The organism is Kitasatospora sp. CMC57, from assembly GCF_045866025.2.
Lineage (GTDB): Bacteria > Actinomycetota > Actinomycetes > Streptomycetales > Streptomycetaceae > Kitasatospora.
Genome location: NZ_AP035881.2, coordinates 210450 through 230606 on the forward strand (window position 1 = coordinate 210450; position 20157 = coordinate 230606).

The following is a 20157-nucleotide window of genomic DNA, read 5'->3' on the forward strand; positions in this document are numbered from 1 at the left end:
GCCGGAGGGTCAGGACGGGAGTCCGCCCTGCTCCCCACCGCCCGGGACGGGCTCCGCCGTCATCGGGGTGCGCGGCATCTGGTGGCCGCCGCTGGCGAGCATCCGCACCTCGCCGCGGTCGCTGATCTCGGCGCGGACGATTCCCGTCGGGTCCGCGTAGACCGGGTGGCCGCCCGGTCCTGTCACGCCGGTGGACTCGACGACCACGACGTCCTGCTCACCGTGCGATCCCGGATCGCCGGGAAAGGTCAGGGCGAATCTCTGGCTGGCCATGGCGCTCTCCTAGGTCCTCGTCCGGTCCTTCACTCCAGGTCCCGCTCACTCCAGGTCCCGCTCGGGCGCCGGCTCCGGGGGTACGACGGTCTCCGTGGGCGCTGGCGGGGGCGATGCCGGAAGGGCCGCGTTCCGCCGTGCCACCCGCCGCAGTTGCAGGATCCGGGCGGTGCCGGGGATCGCCACCAGCAGGATCCCGCAGACGGCGGCCAGCAGCAGGGCGACCCCGAGCGGCAGGTGGCTGTGCGTGCCGAAGAACGCCACGTCGACCTGCTGGGTGTTCTCCAGGATGAAGATCAGCAGTACCAGCAGCACCAGGGCGAACAGCCCCACCCCCACCCACGTCGCGCTCGTCCGAGTGCGCTTCGGCGTCGTTCCGTGAACCGAACCGGCAGACCGGAAACCCATCAGCAGACCTCTTCTCTCCTACCCGCGACGGACAAGATCCCTTCCAGCATGCGACCGGTCCGCACCGCCCGCTCGCCCGGCGGCCCGGCCCCAAGGGAGCGCGACGTCCCGTCCGGTCGGAACATGAGTACCCGTACTCATGACGCCCCGGCGGCGTGGCCAGCACAATCACCGGCATGAACACCGGTTCGCCCACCTGCCCGGGCTGCGCTTCGCCCCTGGGTCCCGCCCCCGTCGCCCGCTGCCCGCAGTGCCGCCTGCCACTGCTCGGCGCGGACGCGGCCGCCCTCTGGCGGGTGACCCTCACCCTGGCGAGCCTCGACGCGCAGCGGCAGTCGCTGCTGCTGCACCGTGACCACCTGCTGGCGGGGCTGCGCGCCCGGCAGGACCTGCCCGATCCGCCGCCGCACGCGCCGTACGTCCCTCCCACCGGCCGGGAGGTCTCGGGGCCGTCCGCGCAGACCGTGCTGCTGGTCCTGGGCGGTCTGCTGGTCGGCATCGCGGCGCTGGTCTTCACCGTGGTCAGCTGGGGCCGGCTCGACCTCGGGGTCAAGGCGCTGATCCTCGCCGCCGTCACGGTGTGCGCACTGCTCGCGCCCCTGCCGCTGCGTCGGCGCGGGCTGACCGCCACCGCCGAGACTGCGGCGGCCCTCGGACTGTCGCTGGTCCTGCTCGACTGGTACGCGACCCGCGCCGTGGGCCTCGTCGCCCTCGACCGGATCGATGCCGCCGGCTACTGGGCGGCCGCCACCGTACTGACCGCCGCCGGTGCAGCAGCGTACGGCGCGGCGGTGCGGTTGCGCGGACCGCTGCCGGCGGCTCTGCTGCTGCTCCAACTCCCCTGTCTACTAGCTGCGTTGGCCATCGATGCGAGCCCCACCGGCCTTGCCGTCGCCTGCCTGGCCACCGCACTGCTCGACCTCGCGCTCACGGCCCGCGTCACCGCCCCGGTCTACGCCACCGCCCAGGTGTACGCCGCCGCCGGGTGGGCACTGCTCGGCGGCCTGCCGGCCGGCGGTCGACTGGTGGACGCCGCCACCTTCGCCGACGCCCGGCCCTCCTGCCTGCCGCTGGCACTGCTGGCGGGGCTCGGCCTCGCGGTCGCCCTGTCTCCCGCGCTGCCCGTCCCCCTGCTCGCCACCGAACCGCGCACCGTGGCTGCCGCAGTCGCCGGGGCCGCCCTGCTCACGGGGGTCGGCGGCAGTCTGCGCTTCGCCCTCCCGACGGACTGGATCGCGGCCGGGTACGCCATCCCGGGCGCGTTGCTCGCCCTGGCCTGCGTGCTCGCCCTGACCGCCGCCCAGCCTCGGCACGATTCCGCCTGGCTCGGCCTGCTCTGCCTCGCGGGCGCCACCCTCGTCCTGGCCCAACTCTCCTGTCTGCCCGCCCTGGTGACCGCGTACTTCGGCCCGGCCGCCCGGTGGGGCAGCACCTGGTTCGGGTGGGACGCCACCCACGCGGCCTGGGCACTGGCCCCGGTTCCGTTCGCGCTGCCGTGGCTGCTCGTCGCGGTGCTCGGCGCGGCGGCCGCCCGCTGTGCCCGGACCGGGCGGCGACCGGCGGCCCGGCAACTGTCCGGCGCGGCACTCGCCATCGCGGCCCCGGTTGTCCTGCTGCTGCCTGCGGTGCTTCAGCTGCCGCTCCGGGCCGGTGCCGCCTGGGCCGTCCTGCTCGCCGCCGGGGCCACCGCCGCGCTGGTCCGTCGACCGGACGGCCCGGCCGCCGCGCTGGTACTGGTCGCGCCGAGCACCGTGGCGGCGGTGCTCCGGGCCGGGGCCGACCGGCCGACCACCATCGCCGTCTGGTCCGTACTCGCCGTGCTGGCCGCCCTGTTGGCCGCCACCCTGCCGGTCCGGTGGGCCTCCGCGCCCGCCGTGGCCGCCGTCCTCGCGCTCGCGGTGGTCGCCGTGACGGCCGGTACGACGGCGGGGCTCGCTCCGCACCAGTACGCCTTCGCGGTCCTCGCCGTCACCGCCCTGTCCGTCCCGGCCGCGACCCGCCGGGGCGGTCTCGGCCTCGCTGTGGAGCTCTCGGGGTACGCGCTGACACCGCTCGCCCTGGTGCTGACGGCCGGTCACCCCGACGCGTCGAGCCTGCTGCTGACGGTGGCCGGCCTGCTGGCACTCGGGGTCGCCGCCCTGCGCCCGGACAGCCGACGCCTGGCCGGACCGGCAGCGGCGGCGCTGCTGATCCTCGCCTCCTGGGTCCGCCTGGTCCTCGCCGAGGTGACCGCGCCCGAGCCGTACACGGTGAGCGTCGCCGTGGCCGCCCTGACCATCGGTCACCTGCGGCGGCGCCGGGAGCCGTCGGCGCCGTCCTGGACCACGTACGGACCTGGTCTCGGCACGGCCCTGCTGCCCAGCCTGCTCGCCACCTGGACCGATCCGCACTGGCCGCGCCCGCTGCTGCTCGGCGCCTTCGCCCTGGCCCTGACGGTGTTCGGCGCCCGCCGCCTGCTCAGGGCCCCGCTGGTGCTCGGCGCGGGCACCCTGCTGCTGGTGGCCTGCCACGAACTGGCGCCACTGGTCGTCCAGGTGCTGGACGTGCTGCCGCGTTGGCTCCCGCTGGCCGCCGCCGGGCTGCTCCTGCTGGTGCTCGGCGCCACCTACGAGCAGCGGCTACGGGACGCCCGCCGGGCCCGCGAGGGGCTGCGCCGGATGGCCTGATCCCCCGCGGGCCCGCACGCTCAGGTGCCGTGGGACGGGAGCAGGGTCACCCGGTCCGGGTCGTACGGCTGCCAGCGGGCCCCCGAACCGTCGCCCATCACCCGGAGCCTGCACCAGAGCCGGCCGTCCTCGGCCTGCCACCAGGCGTTGATCCGGCCGACCGCCCAGCGGCCGTCCTCGAACCGGACCTCGACCGGCTGGAAGACGGCTCTGGTCTCCCGCTCCGGAGGTGACCACGCCGTCGCGTCGGCCTGCCGGACCGCACCGGATTGTTCCTGGGGAGGGTGCACCGCTGTCCTTACGGTGGAGGGATCAGACGTTGACGCCGAAGTCCTGGGCGATGCCGCGCAGGCCGGAGGCGTAGCCCTGGCCGATCGCCCGGAACTTCCACTCGTCGCCGTTGCGGTAGAGCTCGCCGAAGATCATGGCGGTCTCGGTCGAGGCGTCCTCGGTGAGGTCGTACCGGGCGATCTCCGTGCCGTCGGCCTGGTTGACCACGCGGATGAAGGCGTTCCGGACCTGGCCGAAGTTCTGCTGCCGGTTCTCGGCGTCGTAGATCGAAACCGGGAAGGCGACCTTGGCCACGTCGGCCGGGACGGCCGCGAGGTTGACCTTGATCTGCTCGTCGTCGCCGTCACCGCCGCCGGTGAGGTTGTCGCCGCTGTGCTCGACCGAACCGTCCGGGCTCTTCAGGTTGTTGAAGAAGACGAAGTGCTGGTCGGTCAGCACCCGCCCGCTCGCGTTGCAGAGCAGGGCGCTGGCGTCCAGGTCGTGAGCGGCGCCGGTCGTCGTCCGGACGTCCCAGCCGAGACCGACGATGACGGCGCTCAGGCCGGGCGCCTCCTTGGTCAGCGAAACGTTGCCACCCTTGGCGAGCGAGACTCCCACGATGCCCCTCCTGAAGTTCCCGGCCGGGTTCCGGAGACCCGGCGGCTGAGCTGTGAATCTACAGCACTGTAGAGAACGAGCCGAAGCCGAGCCCCCGACCGGGCCCTGACGCCCGCTCAGCCCAGCGGGTTCATCGGCACCACGTGCAGCACCAGCAGCAGCGCCAGGCACGCGTTCAGCGAGGACACTGCGGACACCGTGGTCCCCACCGCCGCGACCAACGCGGCCACGCCCGTACGGCTGTGCGCCGGCGGCCAGCCGCGCAGACCGGGACCGGGACCGGGGGCCAGCAGGGCGGCGATCCGGCGCGGGACCGGCCCGGGCGCGGCGAAGCCGGCCAGCCCGACCGGTACGGCCGAGGGCCCGGCGAGCGCCGCCCGGCCCACCGCACGGGCCGTCAGACGGCGGTCCCCCACCGCCTGGGCGGCCTCCTCGTCGGCCCAGCGCTCGGTACCGAACGACACCGCCTCGCGCAGCGGGCGCAGGAACGGGTTCACGGCGGCCGCCAGCCGTACCAGCAGCAGGTACCGGTGGTGACGGGCCCTCAGGTGGGCCCGCTCGTGCGCGATCAGCGCGTGCTGCTCCCCGGCCTCCAGGCAGGCCAGCATCCCGGTCGAGACGGCGATCCGGCCCGGTCGGCCCGGAACGGCGTACGCGTAGGGGGCGTCGTCCGGCAGCACGACCACCTCACCGCTGCCCGGCACGGCGGCCAGCGCCCGCCTGGCACCGGATTCGACCCGCCAGTGCCGCCAGCCGGCGACGGCCACCGAGACGGTCACTGCCAGCAGCGCGGCGATCGAGACGGTGCCAACCGCCTCGTCGTAGGGCACCACCTCCCGGACCGCCGGGTCGGCCCAGGCGTCGGGCAGCGGATTGCCGGGGATCTGCGCGGTGCCCACCACGCCGAGAAGCACAAGGCAGAGCGTGCTGCAGAGGCCCAGGACCGCCGCCAGACCGGTGAGCAGCCGGGCTCCCGTACGCGGGTGCAGGTGCTGCTCGGCCAGGCGGGCGATCGGCAGCGCGGTGAGCGGCAGGATCAGCGGGAGGAAGACGAAGAACCCCACCGCTCAACCCTCCCGCCCGCTCGCCTGCGGCCCCGACTGCGGGTCGGTCCCGGCCAGCAGCGAGCGGATCAGCTGCTCGTCGTGGGGCGACAGGGCGGTGACGAAGCTGGCCAGCACCGCGTCACGGTCAGCCTCCCGGTCGAGCACCCGCCGCATCCGCAGCGCGGCCAGACCCGCCCCGTCGGCGGCCGGTGTCCAGAGGTAGGACCGCCCGTCCCGCACCCGCGTCACGGCACCCTTCTCGTGCAGCCGCGACAGGATGGTGATCACCGTGGAGTACGCCAACTCCCCGTCGAAGTTCTCCTGCACCCACGCCGCCGTGACCGGCCCCCCGGCCCGGCCCAGCACCCGGAACAGCGCCGCCTCCAGCTCCCCCTGCCCCCGCCTGCGGCCCTGATCGGGCACGTCCGCGCCCTGCGTCATGACGTCCCCTCCCGGTCCGGTACCGCGCGGCACGGCGGTGGCCGTTCATCCTACTGAGGTTTGGCAGGGCACAACGCGAGACCGAGCCCTGCCTGGACCCCAGTCAGGCGGCCTGCGGTTCGGGCCCCTGGTAGGTCTTGATGACCTGCATGGTGGCGTCGTCAGTGGTCTTGTGCACCGCCTCGAGGGCGGTGGCCTGTGTGGGGAGCAGAGCGATGCCTGCGTACTCGTAGCTGTCCCACGCTGCTTCCAGGCTTCGGAGTGGCCGGAGATTTCTCCCGGCGGGGGCCAGCCTGGCCCAGAGCCACCGGCTTCGACCGTCAACACCACCCGCACAGGACGTCCTGCACTCCATCGGAGCAATCCGCCGGCAGCTCCCGGCGATCCTCCCTCTCGCCCTCCCGCGTTCGACCGGATCCGGCTGCTGGGACCGCCCGCTCCGGATCTAGAGTGCTGTGGACTCGACGCCCCGGCAGCGCGCGACGGGCCGACCGGTGAAACGGATCGCGTCCCTCGGGAGTTGACAGGTCGGAGTACTCGGCGGGGTCGTGCCCCGGACGTGTCCGTAGAAGGAGAGAGCCACCGTGAGTGTGAACCTGGCCAAGGGCCAAGGAATCAGCCTGCGCAAGTCGGACGGCGGTGACCTCAGCGTGGTGCGCATGGGTCTGGGCTGGCAGGCAGCGCCCCGCAAGGGCTTCCTCGCCAGGCTGACGGCCCGTGACATCGACCTGGACGCCTCGGCGGTGCTGTTCGCCTCCGGCGGGGAGCTGGTGGAGGTGGTCTACTTCAACAGGCTCACCAGCGCCGACGGTTCGGTCCGCCATACCGGTGACAACCTGACCGGCGGATCGGTCCCGGGCGGCGACGACGAGTCCATCCTGGTGGACCTCCAGCGCGTCCCCGCCCGGGTCCAGCAGATCGTCTTCACCGTGAACTCCTTCACCGGGCAGACCTTCCAGGCCGTCCAGGACGCCTTCTGCCGCCTGGTGGACGAGAGCACGGGCCAGGAACTCGCCCGCTACACCCTCACCGGCGGCGGCCCGTACACCGCCCAGATCATGGCGAAGGTCCAACGCATCGGCACCGGCTGGCAGATGACCGCCATCGGCGCTCCCGCCAGCGGCCGCACCTTCAAGGACCTGCTGCCGGCCATCACCCCACACCTCTAGGCCCTAGCCGGAGGCTGGGCTCCCGCCGACGCGGGAGCCCAGCTTTCGCCGCTACTCCGCTTCGGCCAGAAACGCGGTCACCTCGGCGACGAAGCGCTCCGGCTCCTCCACCCAGGGCCGGTGTCCCGACTCCGTCAGGATCTCCAGCCGGCCGTCGGCGTGGCTCTCCGCCACCCGCCGCGCAGGTACCGTCCCGATCAGGGCGTCGGCCGCACCGGCCAGCACCAGTACGGGAGTTGTCCCGGCCGCGAGGCGGGCCAGCCGGTCCGGTAGCTCCCCGGGCCCCGGGGCTCCCGCGTAGAAGGCGTCCCGCAGCCACGGCAGTGAGGTGGCGTGCTCGTGGCGGTAATCCACCAGGCGGTCCCGGCTCCACCGGTACCAGGAGAACGGCAGGGTCCAGCTCTGCAGTACGGCGAGCTCTGCGCCGGTGGCCTCGCCCTCGGTCAGCCGGCGGTGCGCTTCGGCCGCCTTCTCGTACCAGGGCTCACCGGAGCGCGCCGCCCGCAGCTCCGCCAGTTCCACCGGATCGGGCTCCCGCTCGACCCGGCCGACCGGGGTCACCAGCACCGCGCGCCGTACTCGGCCCGGACGGGCCGCCAGGTACTCCTGCGCGGTCAGACACCCTGCCGAGTGGGCCAGCAGGTCGAAGCGCTCCAGCCCCAGGTGGAGCCGGAGTTCCTCCACGTCCCGCGCCTGCGCGACGAACGACACCGTGCTCCGGTCCTCGGGCACCTCAGAGCGCCCGGTGGCCCGCCCGTCCACGAAGATCAGCCGACGGTGCTCACCCAGCCCACCGAGGTCGCCCAGGTACCGCGAATCCGTCCCCGGCCCACCGCCCAGCACCACCAGGGGATCGCCCTGACCGGCCGATTCGTACCAGATTCCGACATGGTCATACGAAGAGAAGATCGGCATGCGGGCAACGATCACACACCCGGGACGCCCGGCGGGACCGATTCCCGCGACCGTACCGGCCGGGGCCTGAACCCTCGTGGTCCAGGCCCCGCCCGGCCCGGGGTTCGGGTCGGGTGCGGCGGCCTACTGGTCGGTGTAGCTGAGGTCGCCGACGGTCCAGCTGCTGATGTCGGCGATGGCGATCCGGTACATGCCGCCGGTGTGCGGAAGGCCGTAGCTGCCCTGGAGGATCCGGGCGAGGTGCAGGTGCAGGTGGGTCGGCCGGGCGGCGGTCGGGGGACCGTCCGCGCCGGCGGGGTCGGGGGTCGTGAAGAGCGTGGCAAAGGGTTTGAGATGCTCCGAAGCCGCGAGGACTTCGGCGATCCGTTCCTGCCAGAGGCTCTGCGGGGCCAGGCGTCCGGTGATGACGGCGCCGGGGACGACCACGGTCAGGGGCATCTGATTACTGTGCTCGGACTCCACCATCGCGGCGATGTCGACGAGCAGCCCATCGGGGTTCGACATGGCCAAATCCTAGTCCCTCCCCGGTCGCCACCGGACGACCGGGCCCACTCCCCGCAGGCGGATGCCCCGGGAGAGGGCCCGACACCGGGTCAGACGGCGCTCAGCGCCTCGCCCACCAGGGCCCGCGCCTCCTCCTGCACCCGGGCCAGGTGGTCCGCGCCGTGGAAGCTCTCGGCGTAGATCTTGTACACGTCCTCAGTGCCCGACGGCCGGGCCGCGAACCACGCGTTCTCGGTGCAGACCTTGAGCCCGCCGATCGCCGCGCCGTTGCCGGGGGCCTCGGTGAGGACGGCGGTGATCGGCTCGCCGGCCAGCTCGGCGGCCTTCACCTGCTCGGCCGACAGCTTGGCCAGCGCGGCCTTCTGCGCCCGGTCGGCCGGGGCGTCCACCCTGGCGTAGGCCGGGGCGCCGAAACGGTCCGTCAGTTCGCCGTAGTGCTGCGACGGCGTGCGGTCGGTGACGGCGGTGATCTCGGCGGCCAGCAGAGCGAGCAGGATGCCGTCCTTGTCGGTGGTCCACACCCCGCCGTCGCGGCGCAGGAACGACGCCCCGGCCGACTCCTCCCCGCCGAACCCGATCGATCCGCTCAGCAGCCCGTCCACGAACCACTTGAACCCGACCGGCACCTCCACCAGTTGGCGCTTCAGGTCCCCCGCCACCCGGTCGATCATCGACGAGGACACCAGGGTCTTGCCGACCGCGGCTCCGGCCGGCCAGTCCTGGCGGTGCCGGTAGAGGTAGTCGATCGCGACGGCCAGGTAGTGGTTGGGGTTCATCAGGCCGCCGTCCGGCGTGACGATGCCGTGCCGGTCGGCGTCCGCGTCGTTGCCGGTGGCGATCGCGTACTCGTCCCGACGGCCGATCAGCGAGGCCATCGCGTGCGGGGAGGAGCAGTCCATCCGGATCTTGCCGTCCCAGTCCAGCGACATGAAGCGCCAGGCCGGGTCGGTCAGCGGGTTCACCACCGTCAGGTCGAGCCGGTGCGTCTCGGCGATCCGGCCCCAGTACGCCACCGAGGCCCCGCCCAGCGGGTCGGCCCCGATCCGGACCCCCGCGGCGCGGACCGCGTCCAGGTCCAGCACCGAGGGCAGGTCCTCGGTGTAGGTGCCGAGGAAGTCGTACCGCCCGGTGGTCTCCGCCGCCAGCGCACGGGTGTACGGGATCCGGCGCACGTCCGCGAGGCCGCCCCGGATCAGTTCGTTGGCCCGGTCCTGGATCCACCCGGTGGCGTCCGAGCCGGCCGGGCCGCCGTGCGGCGGGTTGTACTTGAAACCGCCGTCGGCCGGCGGGTTGTGCGAGGGCGTCACCACGATGCCGTCGGCCCGCCGGGCCGGGTTGCTCCGGTTGTGGGTGAGGATCGCGTGCGACACCGCGGGGGTCGGCGTGTAGCCGTCGGCGCTGTCCAGCAGCACGGTCACGCCGTTGGCGGCCAGCACCTCGACGGTGGTCACCCGGGCGGGTTCGGAGAGCGCGTGGGTATCGATGCCGAGGAAGAGCGGCCCGGTGGTGCCCTGCGCGGCCCGGTACTCGCAGATCGCCTGGGTGGTCGCGGCGATGTGGTCCTCGTTGAAGGCGGTGTCCAGCGAGGACCCCCGGTGCCCGGATGTGCCGAAGGCGACCCGCTGCCCGACCTCCGACGGGTCGGGGCGCAGCGCGTAATAGGCCGTCACCAGTCGGGCGACGTCGACCAGATCCTGCGGCTCGGCCTGCCGGCCTGCCCTTGCGTGCACCATCGTGTCCTCTTTCGTCCGTCGGCGCTGCCCGGTGGCGGACGGCGCCGCCCTCTGGCGACCGGCTCGGCCCGCCCTGCGGGGGCGGGCCTGCCAGAGGGCAGCCTAACCGGGCTCGCGCCGGTTGCCGTTCGCCGTCGAAGCAGCGGTGACGTCGGGTCAGACGGCGGCAACGCTCCGGGCGGTCACCACTTGCTCCACTCGATGTTCCAACCGCTCATGCCGTTGTCCGGGGCCACCGGTCCGCCGACCGAGTTCTTGACCGTCACCACGTCACCCACCATGGCCGCGTCGTAGAACTTGCCGCCGGGCAGGTCGGACCGCCCGTCACCGGGCCCGTCGTACAGGCCGATGCAGCCGTGGCTGACGTTCTGCCGGCCGAAGATGCTCTGGGCGACGTTCTTGCCGTGCACGTAGGTCCCGGTCGGGGTGAGCCGCAGGGCGTGCGGCATCTCCACCCGGTAGGCCGCGCCCTCGTGGTTGGCCACGGTGCTGGAGTCCATCACGGCGGTCCCCTCCTTCGCCATCACCACCATGGTGCCGTTGAAGGTGTTCTGCGAGGCCGGGGAGCTGGCGCCGGCGCTGATCGGCACGGTCTCGTCGGGCTTGCCGTCCTCCTGCACCACCATCTGCTTGCTGCTCGCGTCGGCCGTGCTGATCCGGGAGCGGCCGACCGTGAAGGTCTGGTCCTTGTCCACCTCGCCGTAGACGCCTGGCGAGGTCTCCACGCTCTTCAGCCGGTACTTGACGGTCACCCGGCTCTGCGGCTTCCAGTACTTCTCCGGACGGAAGTCGACCCGCTGCGCGGAGAACCAGTGCGGCTTGACCACCGTGCCGTCGCCGGTGTCGAACGCGACCGCCTGCTCCACCGCCGCCCGGTCCTTGACCGGCACGCGGAACTCCAGCGAGACGATCATGCCAACCCCGTAGGTCTGGCCGTCGGCGATGTTGTCGAAGGGGCCCGCGCCCTTGCCGGGCGTCAGCGTGCTGAACCCGCCCTGGAGGCCGGCCGCCACCCCGTCGGCGTCCACGGCGTGCGCGTCGACCCGGTACTCGGTCGACACCGCGAGGTCGCCGGCGGGCGTCCAGCCGGAGCCGTCCGCCGTGAAGGTCCCGGGCACCACGCCGCCGTCCTTCGCCGCGACCTTGACCTCCGTGAGCTTCCCACCCTGCACCGAGACCTTGAGCGCACCGGCCGGTCGGACGCCGGTGCTCCCGTTGCCCGGTTCGATGCTGATCACCGCCGAGGAGGTCTTCGGCGCGGACGGGCTCGCCGACACCCGCTCTTCCGCCTTCGGAGCCCCGCCCCCTGAGCACCCCACCGTCAGCGCCAGTACGCCACCGAGCGCGCCGGAGGTCAGTGCCCTGCCAAATCGTTTCATCCGTCCCTCTCCCAGTGCCGTTCCCTCGACACCACGCGCGAAGCATACGAAGCGGTTCTCCTCGTTTCCCAACCGTTCGGCCACGGAGACCACCGGTCAGCCCGGGCCGGTGCCGCCCGGCTAGCCGGGGCCGCCCAGGGCCTGTCTCTTGAATCCCGTCGGATCAGCGGGCGGTGTTCGGGTGCGTGCATCGGCGGTGCGGAGGAAGAAGCCTGATGCAGCGCATCGGCGACCGACGACAAGCCGTCGAGGGACGTGGGGGCCGCCCGCCCGGCGGGATTCAAGAGACAGGCCCCAGTCGCCACGCGTCCAGGTCGCGGTAGCGGATCGGCCCGGGGCCGGGGGTGACGGCGCCGCCGACCAGGTGCAGGCGTTCGGTCCGCCACGGTCGTCCGACGAATCCGGTGAGGACGTCGACGGCCTGCGGCACGCCGACGGGATCGTCGCGGCGGGACCGGGCCAGGGTCAGATGGGGACGCAGCGGCCGTTCCCTGAACTCGATCCCGCAGGCCCTGACCACGTCCCTGACCTCGGCGGCGAGCAGGTGCAGTCCGTCCAGGTCCCCGTCGATCCCGGCCCACAGCAGCCGCTCGTCGAAGTGGCCGCCGCCTCGCAGTCGCAGGTCCAGCGCGGGCTGCGCCGCCGCCGCTCCGGCGAGTGCCCGCTGCAGTGCGGGGACCGCCGTGGCGGGGAGTGCGCCGAGGAACGCCAGGGTGATGTGCCAGTCCTCGATCCGGTTCCACCGCAGCCGCGGGTACGTGACATAGGCGGGCTCCAGGACCCGGGCCAGTTCGTCCTTCGCCTCGTCGGGTGGGGCGAGCGCGACGAAGACGCGGAGGGTCGCGGGCTCGGGGAGTTCGTTCACCAGGGATTTCTAACACCTCGCCGCCCGGGAGCGACCCTCGCGCCGGGCTTCGACACCGCGGCGACGCCGGTGTGAGATGGACCACGTCCCGCCCGTCGGGATATGGGGTCAACTGCTACCAGCAGCACCCAAACGTCCAGGTGGTCGCCACCATGAGACCCCCTGGAGCCGGGGGACGGTGCAGAACGAAATGGCCATCCGCGGAGCGGTGGGCCTAACGTGCCCGCCATGTCCCAGAACACGAACACCCCGGGTATCCCCGGGCAGCCGACTGCCCCGGTGGCCGGCGACCCCGCCAAGGTGCAGCGCCAGGTCCAGCAGCAGGCGGGCGTCGGACCGGTCTCCGGTGGCGGCGGCACGCTCTTCTCCGAGCCGGTCCTGGTGGTGAACCAGAAGGCCAAGCTGATCGAGCTGACCAACGAGTACGCGGTCTTCGACCAGCAGGGCGGCACGCTTGGCTCGGTGGTCCAGGTCGGCCAGAGCGGTCTGCGCAAGCTGATACGACTCTTCTTCTCCATCGACCAGTACCTGACGCACAAGCTGGAGATCCGCGACGCGCAGGGCGTCCCGGCACTGCTGCTGACCCGCCCGGCGAAGTTCATCAAGTCACGGGTGATCGTGCAGCGCCCGGACGGCCACGAGGTCGGCCAGATCGTCCAGCAGAACGCCATCGGCAAGATCAACTTTGCGCTGGAGGCCGGCGGCCACAAGATCGGCGCCGTCAAGGCGGAGAACTGGCGGGCCTGGAACTTCTCCATCGTCGACGAGACGGACACCGAGATCGCCCGGATCACCAAGACCTGGGAGGGCCTGGCGAAGACCATGTTCACCACGGCCGACAACTACGTGCTCCAGATCCACCGCCCGCTCGCCGACCCGCTGATCAGCCTGGTCGTGGCGACCGCGCTGACCGTGGACACCGCGCTGAAGCAGGACGCCCGCGGCTTCGGCTAGAGACGCCCCGCGCTGCGCCGAGCCCCGTCCCCCGGTCAGTCGGGACGGCGGGGCTCCGCCGTCCGCCAACGCGTCGACACGCCGAGACCGCCGGGCCGAGCTGCTTGACGGCCCGGCCCTGGAAAACTCGGGGGATGATCACCAAGGCCCGCAGTGCAGCCCTGCAGTGGACCACCGTCGCGCCCGCGCTCGCCTTCGTGCTGCTGGTTCTGACCTGGGGCAGATCGCTGCCCACCGCGCTGGTGGTGCTGATCTCGGCGTTCCTGGCGGCGGCCGTGCTGGCGGCGGTGCACCACGCGGAGGTGATCGCGCACCGGGTCGGCGAACCGTTCGGCTCGCTGGTGCTGGCGGTCGCGGTGACCGTCATCGAGGTCGCGCTGATCGTGACGCTGATGGCCGACGGCAGTGAGAAGAACGCGACGCTGGCCCGCGACACGGTCTTCGCGGCGGTGATGATCACCTGTAACGGCATCGTCGGGCTCTGCATCCTGGTCGGCGCGCTCCGCCACCGGGTGGCGGTCTTCAACCCGGAGGGCACCGGCGCCGCGTTCAGTGCGATCGCCACCCTGGCCACGCTCAGCCTGGTGCTGCCGACCTTCACCACCAGCAAGCCGGGGCCGCAGTTCTCCACCACCCAGCTGGTCTTCGCGGCGGGCGCCTCGCTGATCGTGTACGGGCTCTTCGTCGGCACCCTGACGTTCCGTCACCGGGACTACTTCCTCCCGCTCACCGCCGAAGGCGGCATGCCGGACGGCGAGGAGCACGCCGACCCTCCCACCGCCCGGGCGGCCCGGACCAGTCTCGCCCTGCTCGGCCTGGCGCTGGTCGCGGTGGTCGGACTGGCCAAGGGCGTCTCGCCCACCATCGAGAAGGTGGTCGCCGACGCCGGCCTGCCGGCCTCGGTGGTCGGCGTGGTGATCGCCATGCTGGTACTGCTCCCCGAGACCATCGCGGCGGTCCGCTCGGCCGCCAAGGACCGGATGCAGACCAGCCTGAACCTCGCCCACGGCTCCGCCCTGGCGAGCATCGGCCTGACCATCCCGGCCGTCGCGCTGGCCTCCGTCTGGCTGAGCGGACCGCTGGTGCTCGGCCTCGGCGCCACCCACATGATCCTGCTCGCCCTCAGCATCGCCGTCGGCACCCTGACCGTCATGCCAGGCCGGGCCACGCCGCTCCAGGGCGGCGTGCACCTGGCCATCATGGCCGCCTTCCTGGTGCTCGCCGTCAGTCCCTGATCCGTTCCCGGCCCGCGCGGCCGGTCGGTCGCGGGAGCCGGCGGCTCGACACAATGGCCGGGGGCGCGTGCCCTGCGAGATTGTTAGCGCTAACAATCCTCCTCGTCAAACCGGTGGCACGAGACAGAACGGTGACCCTGAAGGGCCTTGACGGCGTTTCTGTGAGCGTTAACACTCAGGGCTACCGCCGCCCCCACTCGAGCGGTGTGGTCACTCTTGGAGGAACAGTGCGCAAGCTCTCGATCGGACTCGCTGCGGCGGGCCTCTCGCTCACCCTGGCGGCCTGCGGCCAGAGCTCCAACGGCGTTGGGGACGACGCTGCCAAGGGCGGCGGCAACGCCAAGGGTGGCCTCGTCGGTATCGCGATGCCGACCAAGTCGTCGGAGCGCTGGATCAACGACGGCAACAACATCGCCAAGGAGTTCCAGGCGAAGGGCTACAAGACCGACCTCCAGTACGGCGACAACGTCGTCGAGAACCAGGTCTCGCAGCTCGAGAACATGATCACCAAGGGTGCCAAGCTGCTGGTGATCGGCGCCATCGACGGCTCCTCGCTCACCAACGTGCTGCAGAAGGCCGCCGACGCCAAGATCCCGGTCATCTCCTACGACCGCCTGATCCGCGGCACCAAGAACGTCGACTACTACGCCACCTTCGACAACTTCAAGGTCGGCGTCCTCCAGGGCACCTACATCGTCGACAAGCTCGGCCTGAAGGACGGCAAGGGCCCCTTCAACCTCGAGCTGTTCGCCGGCTCCCCGGACGACAACAACGCGAACTTCTTCTTCAACGGTGCGATGAGCGTGCTCAAGCCGTACCTGGACGACAAGAAGCTGGTCGTGCAGAGCGGCCAGACCGCGTTCAACCAGGTCGCCACCCTCCGCTGGGACGGCGGCGTGGCCCAGTCCCGGATGGACAACCTGCTCAGCAAGTCGTACACCTCCGCCCGGGTCGACGCGGTGCTCTCGCCGTACGACGGCATCTCGATCGGCATCCTGTCCTCGCTCAAGGGCGTCGGCTACGGTTCGGGCAAGACCCTGCCGATCGTCACCGGCCAGGACGCCGAGCTGGCCTCGGTGAAGTCGATCATCGCGGGTGAGCAGACCCAGACCGTCTACAAGGACACCCGCGAGCTCGCCAAGGTGGCCGTCCAGATGGGCGACGCGCTGCTCACCGGTGGCAAGCCCGAGGTCAACGACACCACCCAGTACGAGAACGGCACCAAGACGGTTCCCGCCTACCTGCTGCAGCCGGTCAGCGTGGACAAGGAGAACTACCAGAAGGTCCTGGTCGACGGCGGCCAGTACACCGCCGACCAGCTCAAGTAGCCTCCCCTCACCATCCCCGTGGCCCGCTCCCACCCGGAGCGGGCCACCCGGCGAACGGATGCACCATCATGGCCGGACCCATCCTGGAGATGCGTTCGATCACCAAAACCTTCCCCGGTGTCAAAGCGCTCTCGAACGTCAACCTGAGCGTGGCACCCGCCGAGGTGCACGCGATCTGCGGCGAGAACGGCGCGGGCAAGTCCACCCTGATGAAGGTGCTCAGCGGGGTCTACCCGCACGGCACCTACGAGGGCGAGATCCAGTTCCAGGGCGAGCCCTGCGAGTTCCGCGACATCCGCGCCAGCGAGCGGCGCGGCATCGTGATCATCCACCAGGAACTCGCGCTGGTCCCGTACCTCTCCATCGCGGAGAACATCTTCCTCGGGAACGAGCACGCCCAGCGCGGTTTCATCAACTGGAACCGCACCCTGACCCACGCGCAGCAGCTGCTCAAGCGGGTCGGCCTGGACGAGAACCCGCACACCCGGGTCGCCGACATCGGCGTGGGCAAGCAGCAGCTGGTCGAGATCGCCAAGGCGCTCGCCAAGGAGGTCAAGCTCCTCATCCTGGACGAGCCGACCGCCGCCCTGAACGACGAGGACAGTCGCAAGCTGCTCGACCTGATCCTGGAGCTCAAGGCCCAGGGCATCGCCTGCATCATCATCTCGCACAAGCTCAACGAGATCGCCCGGGTCGCGGACTCGGTCACCATCCTGCGGGACGGGCAGACCATCGAGACCATCCCGGTCGAGGGCATCACCGAGGACCGGATCATCCGGGGCATGGTCGGCCGTGACCTGGAACACCGCTACCCCGAGCGCACTCCCCAGATCGGCGAGATCGCCCTGGCGATCGAGGACTGGACGGTGCAGCACCCGCTCGACCACCAGCGCAAGGTGGTCGACGGAGCGTCGGTCAACGTCCGCCGCGGCGAGATCGTCGGCATCGCCGGCCTGATGGGCGCGGGCCGTACCGAACTGGCGATGAGCGTCTTCGGCCGCTCCTACGGCCGGTACACCGGCGGCCGGGTGCTGCTGGACGGCAAGGAGATCCGCACCCGTACGGTGCCCGAGGCGATCGGCCACGGCATCGCGTACGTGACGGAGGACCGCAAGCAGCTCGGTCTCAACCTGATGGACGACATCAGCCGCAACATCTCGCTGAGCGCGCTCGGCAAGGTGGCCCGGCGGGGCTGGGTGAACCAGCACGAGGAGACCAAGGTCGCCGAGTCGTTCCGGAAGTCCATGAACATCAAGGCCCCCTCGGTGTTCGCGGAGACCGGCAAGCTCAGCGGCGGCAACCAGCAGAAGGTCGTCCTCAGCAAGTGGATCTTCACCGAGCCCGAGGTGCTGATCCTGGACGAGCCGACCCGGGGCATCGACATCGGTGCCAAGGCCGAGATCTACACGGTGATCGCCGACCTCGCCGCGCAGGGCAGGGCGGTCCTGGTGATCTCCTCCGAACTGCCCGAGCTGCTCGGCCTCTGCGACCGGATCTACACCATGACCGAGGGCCGGATCACCGGTGAGGTGGACCGCTCCGAGGCGACCCAGGAATCCCTGATGCGGCTGATGACCCAGACCGCGGACCAACGACACGAGCAGGTGTAAGGCAATGGCCCAGACGACCGAGTCCCCCGAGGCACCGGTGCAGCCGCAGACCGAACGGCCTTCCACCGGAGCGCTGTTGACCCGTGCCCTGCGAGGCAACGTCCGCCAGTACGGCATGCTGGTGGCGCTGGCCCTGATCGTGCTGCTGTTCCAGTTCTGGACCGACGGCATCCTGCTCCAGCCGCTCAACATCACCAACCTGATCCAGCAGAACGGCTACATCCTGATCCTGGCGATCGGCATGATGATCGTCATCATCGCCGGTCACATCGACCTCTCGGTCGGATCGCTGGCCGCCTTCGTCGGCGCCGCCTCGGCGGTGATGATGGTCAAGCACCAGGTGCCGTGGCCGGTGGCCCTGGTGGTCTCCCTGCTGATCGGCGCGGTCGCCGGAGCCTGGCAGGGCTTCTGGATCGCCTACATCGGCATCCCGTCCTTCATCGTCACGCTGGCCGGCATGCTGCTGTTCCGCGGTGGCACCCAGATCCTGCTGCAGGGCCAGTCGATCGCCCCGTTCCCGACCGGCTTCCAGAAGATCGGCAGCGGCTTCCTCCCCCAGGTCGGCCCGAACACCAACTACCACAACCTGACCCTGCTGATCGGCGCGGCCGTGCTGGCGATCGCCGTGCTCCAGGAGGTCCGGGGCCGCCGCCAGGCCGCCTCGTACGGGCTGGAGCTGCTGCCGGTCGGAATGTTCGTCGCCAAGCTGGCGGCGATCACCGCGGCGGTCGCGGTCTTCACCATGCTGCTGGCCAGCTACCACGGTGTGCCGATCGTGCTGCTGATCCTGGGCGGCCTGCTGGTCGGCTTCGGCTACCTGATGCGCAACTCGATCCTCGGCCGCCACACCTACGCGATCGGTGGCAACGAGGCGGCGGCGAAGCTGTCCGGCGTCAAGAGCAAGCGCGTCGTCTTCCTCGCCTTCGTCAACATGGGCGTGCTCGCCGCGCTGGCCGGTCTGGTCTTCGCCGCCCGCCTCAACGCGGGCACCCCGCAGGCCGGCATCAACTTCGAGCTCGAGGCGATCGCCGCCGCCTTCATCGGTGGCGCCTCCGCAACCGGTGGTGTCGGCACCGTGCTCGGCGCCATCATCGGCGGCCTGGTGCTCGGTGTCCTCAACAACGGCATGTCGCTGGTCGGCATCGGCACCGACTACCAGCAGGTCATCAAGGGCATGGTGCTGCTCGCCGCCGTCGGCTTCGACGTCTACAACAAGCGCAAGGTCGGTTCCTGACCGACCGTCCGCCAGTGGCGGTCACCGCACGAGCCACCCCGCCCTGAGCAGGGTGAGGACCTCGGCGGTGATCGCCACTTCGTTCTGTTCGAACTCCGTTCCCGTCAGCCGGGTCCGGTCGGCGGGCAGGCCGGTCAGCACGGGCGTGTGCAGGTGGCCGCCGGGCAGCTCAGGGCGCAGCTCCAGCCGCAGCCGGTTGCTCCGGTACGCCACTTCGTTGGACAGGTAGCCGCCTCCCCCGCCCGCCACCGCCCGCGACCCCGGGGTCGGTCCTTCGGCCCGGTCGACCGGTCCGCTCTCCCCCGCCGGGATCTCGGTCACCTCGGTGTTCACCAGCACCGGGTACGGGCTCTGGGCCGCCGCCTCCCAGGCCGCCCCGGGCAGGGTGGTCGGGATGAACTCCGCGCCCGGGCCCATCCCCGGTGCCACCACCGGGTGTTGGTAGGTGCCGCCGGAGAGCGCCCCCGTGTTGTCGGGGTACGGATCGGCGGAGCGGGCCCGTCCGGCCCAGGCCTCCACCGTGAACAGGCCCGGGTAGCCCTGGCTGATGGTGGTGATCCGGTCGGCCGCTCGGGGACCGGCCGCCAGCCTCGGGGCGAACGCCCGCTCCACGATGCCGTGGTCGAAGTCGGCGTAGCGGACCGGCAGGACCACGGCGCGGATCTCGGCGGTGCTGCCGTCGTCCAGCACCACCCGCCGCCCGTTCAGACTGAGCGCCGCCGAACCCGACGGGTTGGCGGTCCGCAGGTCACCGTCGAGGCCGAACGGGTCGAATCCGCTGACGAAGATCCGCTTCACTCCTGCGGCAGTCCCGAAGTCGTTCTCCTTCAGCCCGCGCGAGGCGTCCTCGAACCGGGCCCGCAGCGCATCCGCGTCCACAGTGAACTGCGGTTTCCAGCCAGCCAGTTGGTCAACCATCGCGAGCCGGGCCCAGTACAACGGCCGGTCGTCGGCCGGCGCCAGGTCGCCACCGGGGCGCCGTCCCTGGCTCCGGTTCACCGCCGCCTGCCAGAGCGCCGTGCCCCAGGAGTCCGTCAACTCCTCTGCCTCCGGCGCCGATCGGACGCTGCACAGCGCCGCAGGGAACCGCGCCGTGAAGCCGCCCAACCCACCGCCGGTCACCAGCTCGGCGCTCCGCGGATCCGCCAACCGCCGCTCCTCCGCCCCTCGTTGGGGCGCCACGACGGCACAGGGCGCCTGCCCGGCCTGGGCGGGAGTGACGGCGAGAGCGGGGAGCAACGCGCTCGCCGCGAGCACGGCGACAAGGGAGAGCCTCATGGCATGTGACATTACACAGAACTGCGATGCTTTCGGGCCCGAACCGGAGGAATGCCCGGTCCCGGGGACCGCCCTTGGGTCTCGCGCTGCCGGACTCCCATCGACCCCGGCCGGGTGTACCCGTTCAGGCCGACGGCCCAGCCCGCCGTGCGGCGGCGGCAACACCCTGGTCGGCTGGGAGGACTGATGCAGCGATACCACCGCAGCGAAGGGCCCCGGGCCCGTCGGCCT

Annotated in this window: 19 protein-coding genes; 7 read left to right on the forward strand and 12 right to left on the reverse strand. The window is 71.6% G+C overall.

Annotated features, from left to right (window positions below):
• Positions 1-9: 9 nt before the first annotated feature.
• Complete coding sequence (locus ACKUU6_RS00955; protein ID WP_407986416.1) at positions 10-273, reverse strand: DUF6296 family protein; 264 nt, start codon at positions 271-273, stop codon at positions 10-12.
• A 45-nt stretch (positions 274-318) separates the two neighbouring features.
• Entirely contained in the window at positions 319-612 is a 294-nt protein-coding gene (locus ACKUU6_RS00960; protein ID WP_407986417.1) for a LapA family protein, read from the reverse strand.
• 245 nt (positions 613-857) lie between these two features.
• Here ACKUU6_RS00960 and ACKUU6_RS00965 point away from each other — a divergent pair, with 245 nt between their 5' ends.
• Positions 858-3347 carry an SCO7613 C-terminal domain-containing membrane protein gene (locus ACKUU6_RS00965; RefSeq protein ID WP_407986418.1) on the forward strand — a complete coding sequence of 830 codons (2490 nt, stop codon included), beginning with the start codon at positions 858-860 and terminating at the stop codon, positions 3345-3347.
• Positions 3348-3367: 20 nt separating this feature from the next.
• Here ACKUU6_RS00965 and ACKUU6_RS00970 read toward each other — a convergent pair whose 3' ends face one another.
• The 4 genes from ACKUU6_RS00970 to ACKUU6_RS00985 all read right to left on the reverse strand — a co-directional run bounded on the left by ACKUU6_RS00970 (position 3368) and on the right by ACKUU6_RS00985 (position 5722).
• A complete protein-coding gene (locus ACKUU6_RS00970; RefSeq protein ID WP_407986419.1) occupies positions 3368-3637 on the reverse strand; it encodes a hypothetical protein in 270 nt (89 codons plus the stop codon).
• Positions 3638-3659: 22 nt separating this feature from the next.
• A complete protein-coding gene (locus ACKUU6_RS00975; RefSeq protein WP_407986420.1) occupies positions 3660-4235 on the reverse strand; it encodes a TerD family protein in 576 nt (191 codons plus the stop codon).
• 116 nt (positions 4236-4351) lie between these two features.
• Positions 4352-5299: a M56 family metallopeptidase gene (locus ACKUU6_RS00980; protein ID WP_407986421.1), complete on the reverse strand. Its 948-nt coding sequence runs from the start codon at positions 5297-5299 to the stop codon at positions 4352-4354.
• 3 nt (positions 5300-5302) lie between these two features.
• Positions 5303-5722 carry a BlaI/MecI/CopY family transcriptional regulator gene (locus ACKUU6_RS00985; RefSeq protein WP_407986422.1) on the reverse strand — a complete coding sequence of 140 codons (420 nt, stop codon included), beginning with the start codon at positions 5720-5722 and terminating at the stop codon, positions 5303-5305.
• A 584-nt stretch (positions 5723-6306) separates the two neighbouring features.
• On the opposite strand from ACKUU6_RS00985, the gene ACKUU6_RS00990 reads away from it, so the two are divergent.
• A complete protein-coding gene (locus ACKUU6_RS00990) occupies positions 6307-6891 on the forward strand; it encodes a TerD family protein (protein WP_407986423.1) in 585 nt (194 codons plus the stop codon).
• A 51-nt stretch (positions 6892-6942) separates the two neighbouring features.
• Here the strand turns inward: ACKUU6_RS00990 and ACKUU6_RS00995 are convergent, their stop codons facing one another.
• The 5 genes from ACKUU6_RS00995 to thpR form a co-directional block, all read right to left on the reverse strand.
• On the reverse strand, positions 6943-7806 hold the full coding sequence (locus ACKUU6_RS00995; RefSeq protein WP_407986424.1) for an alpha/beta fold hydrolase: 864 nt from the start codon (positions 7804-7806) through the stop codon (positions 6943-6945).
• Between the two features lie 123 nt (positions 7807-7929).
• Entirely contained in the window at positions 7930-8310 is a 381-nt protein-coding gene (locus tag ACKUU6_RS01000; protein ID WP_407986425.1) for a hypothetical protein, read from the reverse strand.
• Positions 8311-8399: 89 nt separating this feature from the next.
• Positions 8400-10043 carry a phosphoglucomutase (alpha-D-glucose-1,6-bisphosphate-dependent) gene (gene pgm / locus ACKUU6_RS01005; protein WP_407986426.1) on the reverse strand — a complete coding sequence of 548 codons (1644 nt, stop codon included), beginning with the start codon at positions 10041-10043 and terminating at the stop codon, positions 8400-8402.
• Positions 10044-10225: 182 nt separating this feature from the next.
• Entirely contained in the window at positions 10226-11422 is a 1197-nt protein-coding gene (locus tag ACKUU6_RS01010) for a L,D-transpeptidase (protein WP_407986427.1), read from the reverse strand.
• A 280-nt stretch (positions 11423-11702) separates the two neighbouring features.
• Entirely contained in the window at positions 11703-12287 is a 585-nt protein-coding gene (gene thpR / locus ACKUU6_RS01015) for an RNA 2',3'-cyclic phosphodiesterase (RefSeq protein ID WP_407986428.1), read from the reverse strand.
• A gap of 162 nt (positions 12288-12449) precedes the next feature.
• Here thpR and ACKUU6_RS01020 point away from each other — a divergent pair, with 162 nt between their 5' ends.
• The 5 genes from ACKUU6_RS01020 to mmsB all read left to right on the forward strand — a co-directional run bounded on the left by ACKUU6_RS01020 (position 12450) and on the right by mmsB (position 18648).
• A complete protein-coding gene (locus ACKUU6_RS01020) occupies positions 12450-13241 on the forward strand; it encodes an LURP-one-related/scramblase family protein (RefSeq protein ID WP_407992015.1) in 792 nt (263 codons plus the stop codon).
• A gap of 134 nt (positions 13242-13375) precedes the next feature.
• Positions 13376-14476, forward strand: coding sequence for a calcium:proton antiporter (locus ACKUU6_RS01025; RefSeq protein ID WP_407986430.1), 1101 nt, complete (start codon positions 13376-13378; stop codon positions 14474-14476).
• A 227-nt stretch (positions 14477-14703) separates the two neighbouring features.
• Positions 14704-15804, forward strand: coding sequence for a multiple monosaccharide ABC transporter substrate-binding protein (chvE, locus tag ACKUU6_RS01030; RefSeq protein WP_407986431.1), 1101 nt, complete (start codon positions 14704-14706; stop codon positions 15802-15804).
• A gap of 68 nt (positions 15805-15872) precedes the next feature.
• Complete coding sequence (gene mmsA / locus ACKUU6_RS01035; RefSeq protein ID WP_407986432.1) at positions 15873-17414, forward strand: multiple monosaccharide ABC transporter ATP-binding protein; 1542 nt, start codon at positions 15873-15875, stop codon at positions 17412-17414.
• Between the two features lie 4 nt (positions 17415-17418).
• Positions 17419-18648 carry a multiple monosaccharide ABC transporter permease gene (gene mmsB, locus ACKUU6_RS01040; RefSeq protein WP_407986433.1) on the forward strand — a complete coding sequence of 410 codons (1230 nt, stop codon included), beginning with the start codon at positions 17419-17421 and terminating at the stop codon, positions 18646-18648.
• A gap of 21 nt (positions 18649-18669) precedes the next feature.
• Here the strand turns inward: mmsB and ACKUU6_RS01045 are convergent, their stop codons facing one another.
• Positions 18670-19926 (reverse strand): pyroglutamyl peptidase, encoded by a 1257-nt coding sequence (locus tag ACKUU6_RS01045; protein WP_407986434.1) that lies wholly within the window; start codon positions 19924-19926, stop codon positions 18670-18672.
• Positions 19927-20157 lie beyond the last annotated feature (231 nt).

Excerpts from the sequence above, each read along its gene's own strand:
- ACKUU6_RS00955 (WP_407986416.1), bottom strand. The coding sequence starts at position 273 with ATGGCCAGCCAGAGATTCGCCCTGACCTTTCCCGGCGATCCGGGATCG.
- ACKUU6_RS00965 (WP_407986418.1), top strand. The coding sequence starts at position 858 with ATGAACACCGGTTCGCCCACCTGCCCGGGCTGCGCTTCGCCCCTGGGT.
- ACKUU6_RS00985 (WP_407986422.1), bottom strand. The coding sequence starts at position 5,722 with ATGACGCAGGGCGCGGACGTGCCCGATCAGGGCCGCAGGCGGGGGCAG.
- ACKUU6_RS00995 (WP_407986424.1), bottom strand. The coding sequence starts at position 7,806 with ATGCCGATCTTCTCTTCGTATGACCATGTCGGAATCTGGTACGAATCG.
- ACKUU6_RS01000 (WP_407986425.1), bottom strand. The coding sequence starts at position 8,310 with ATGTCGAACCCCGATGGGCTGCTCGTCGACATCGCCGCGATGGTGGAG.
- pgm (WP_407986426.1), bottom strand. The coding sequence starts at position 10,043 with ATGGTGCACGCAAGGGCAGGCCGGCAGGCCGAGCCGCAGGATCTGGTC.
- ACKUU6_RS01010 (WP_407986427.1), bottom strand. The coding sequence starts at position 11,422 with ATGAAACGATTTGGCAGGGCACTGACCTCCGGCGCGCTCGGTGGCGTA.
- ACKUU6_RS01025 (WP_407986430.1), top strand. The coding sequence starts at position 13,376 with ATGATCACCAAGGCCCGCAGTGCAGCCCTGCAGTGGACCACCGTCGCG.
- mmsA (WP_407986432.1), top strand. The coding sequence starts at position 15,873 with ATGGCCGGACCCATCCTGGAGATGCGTTCGATCACCAAAACCTTCCCC.
- mmsB (WP_407986433.1), top strand. The coding sequence starts at position 17,419 with ATGGCCCAGACGACCGAGTCCCCCGAGGCACCGGTGCAGCCGCAGACC.
- ACKUU6_RS01045 (WP_407986434.1), bottom strand. The coding sequence starts at position 19,926 with ATGAGGCTCTCCCTTGTCGCCGTGCTCGCGGCGAGCGCGTTGCTCCCC.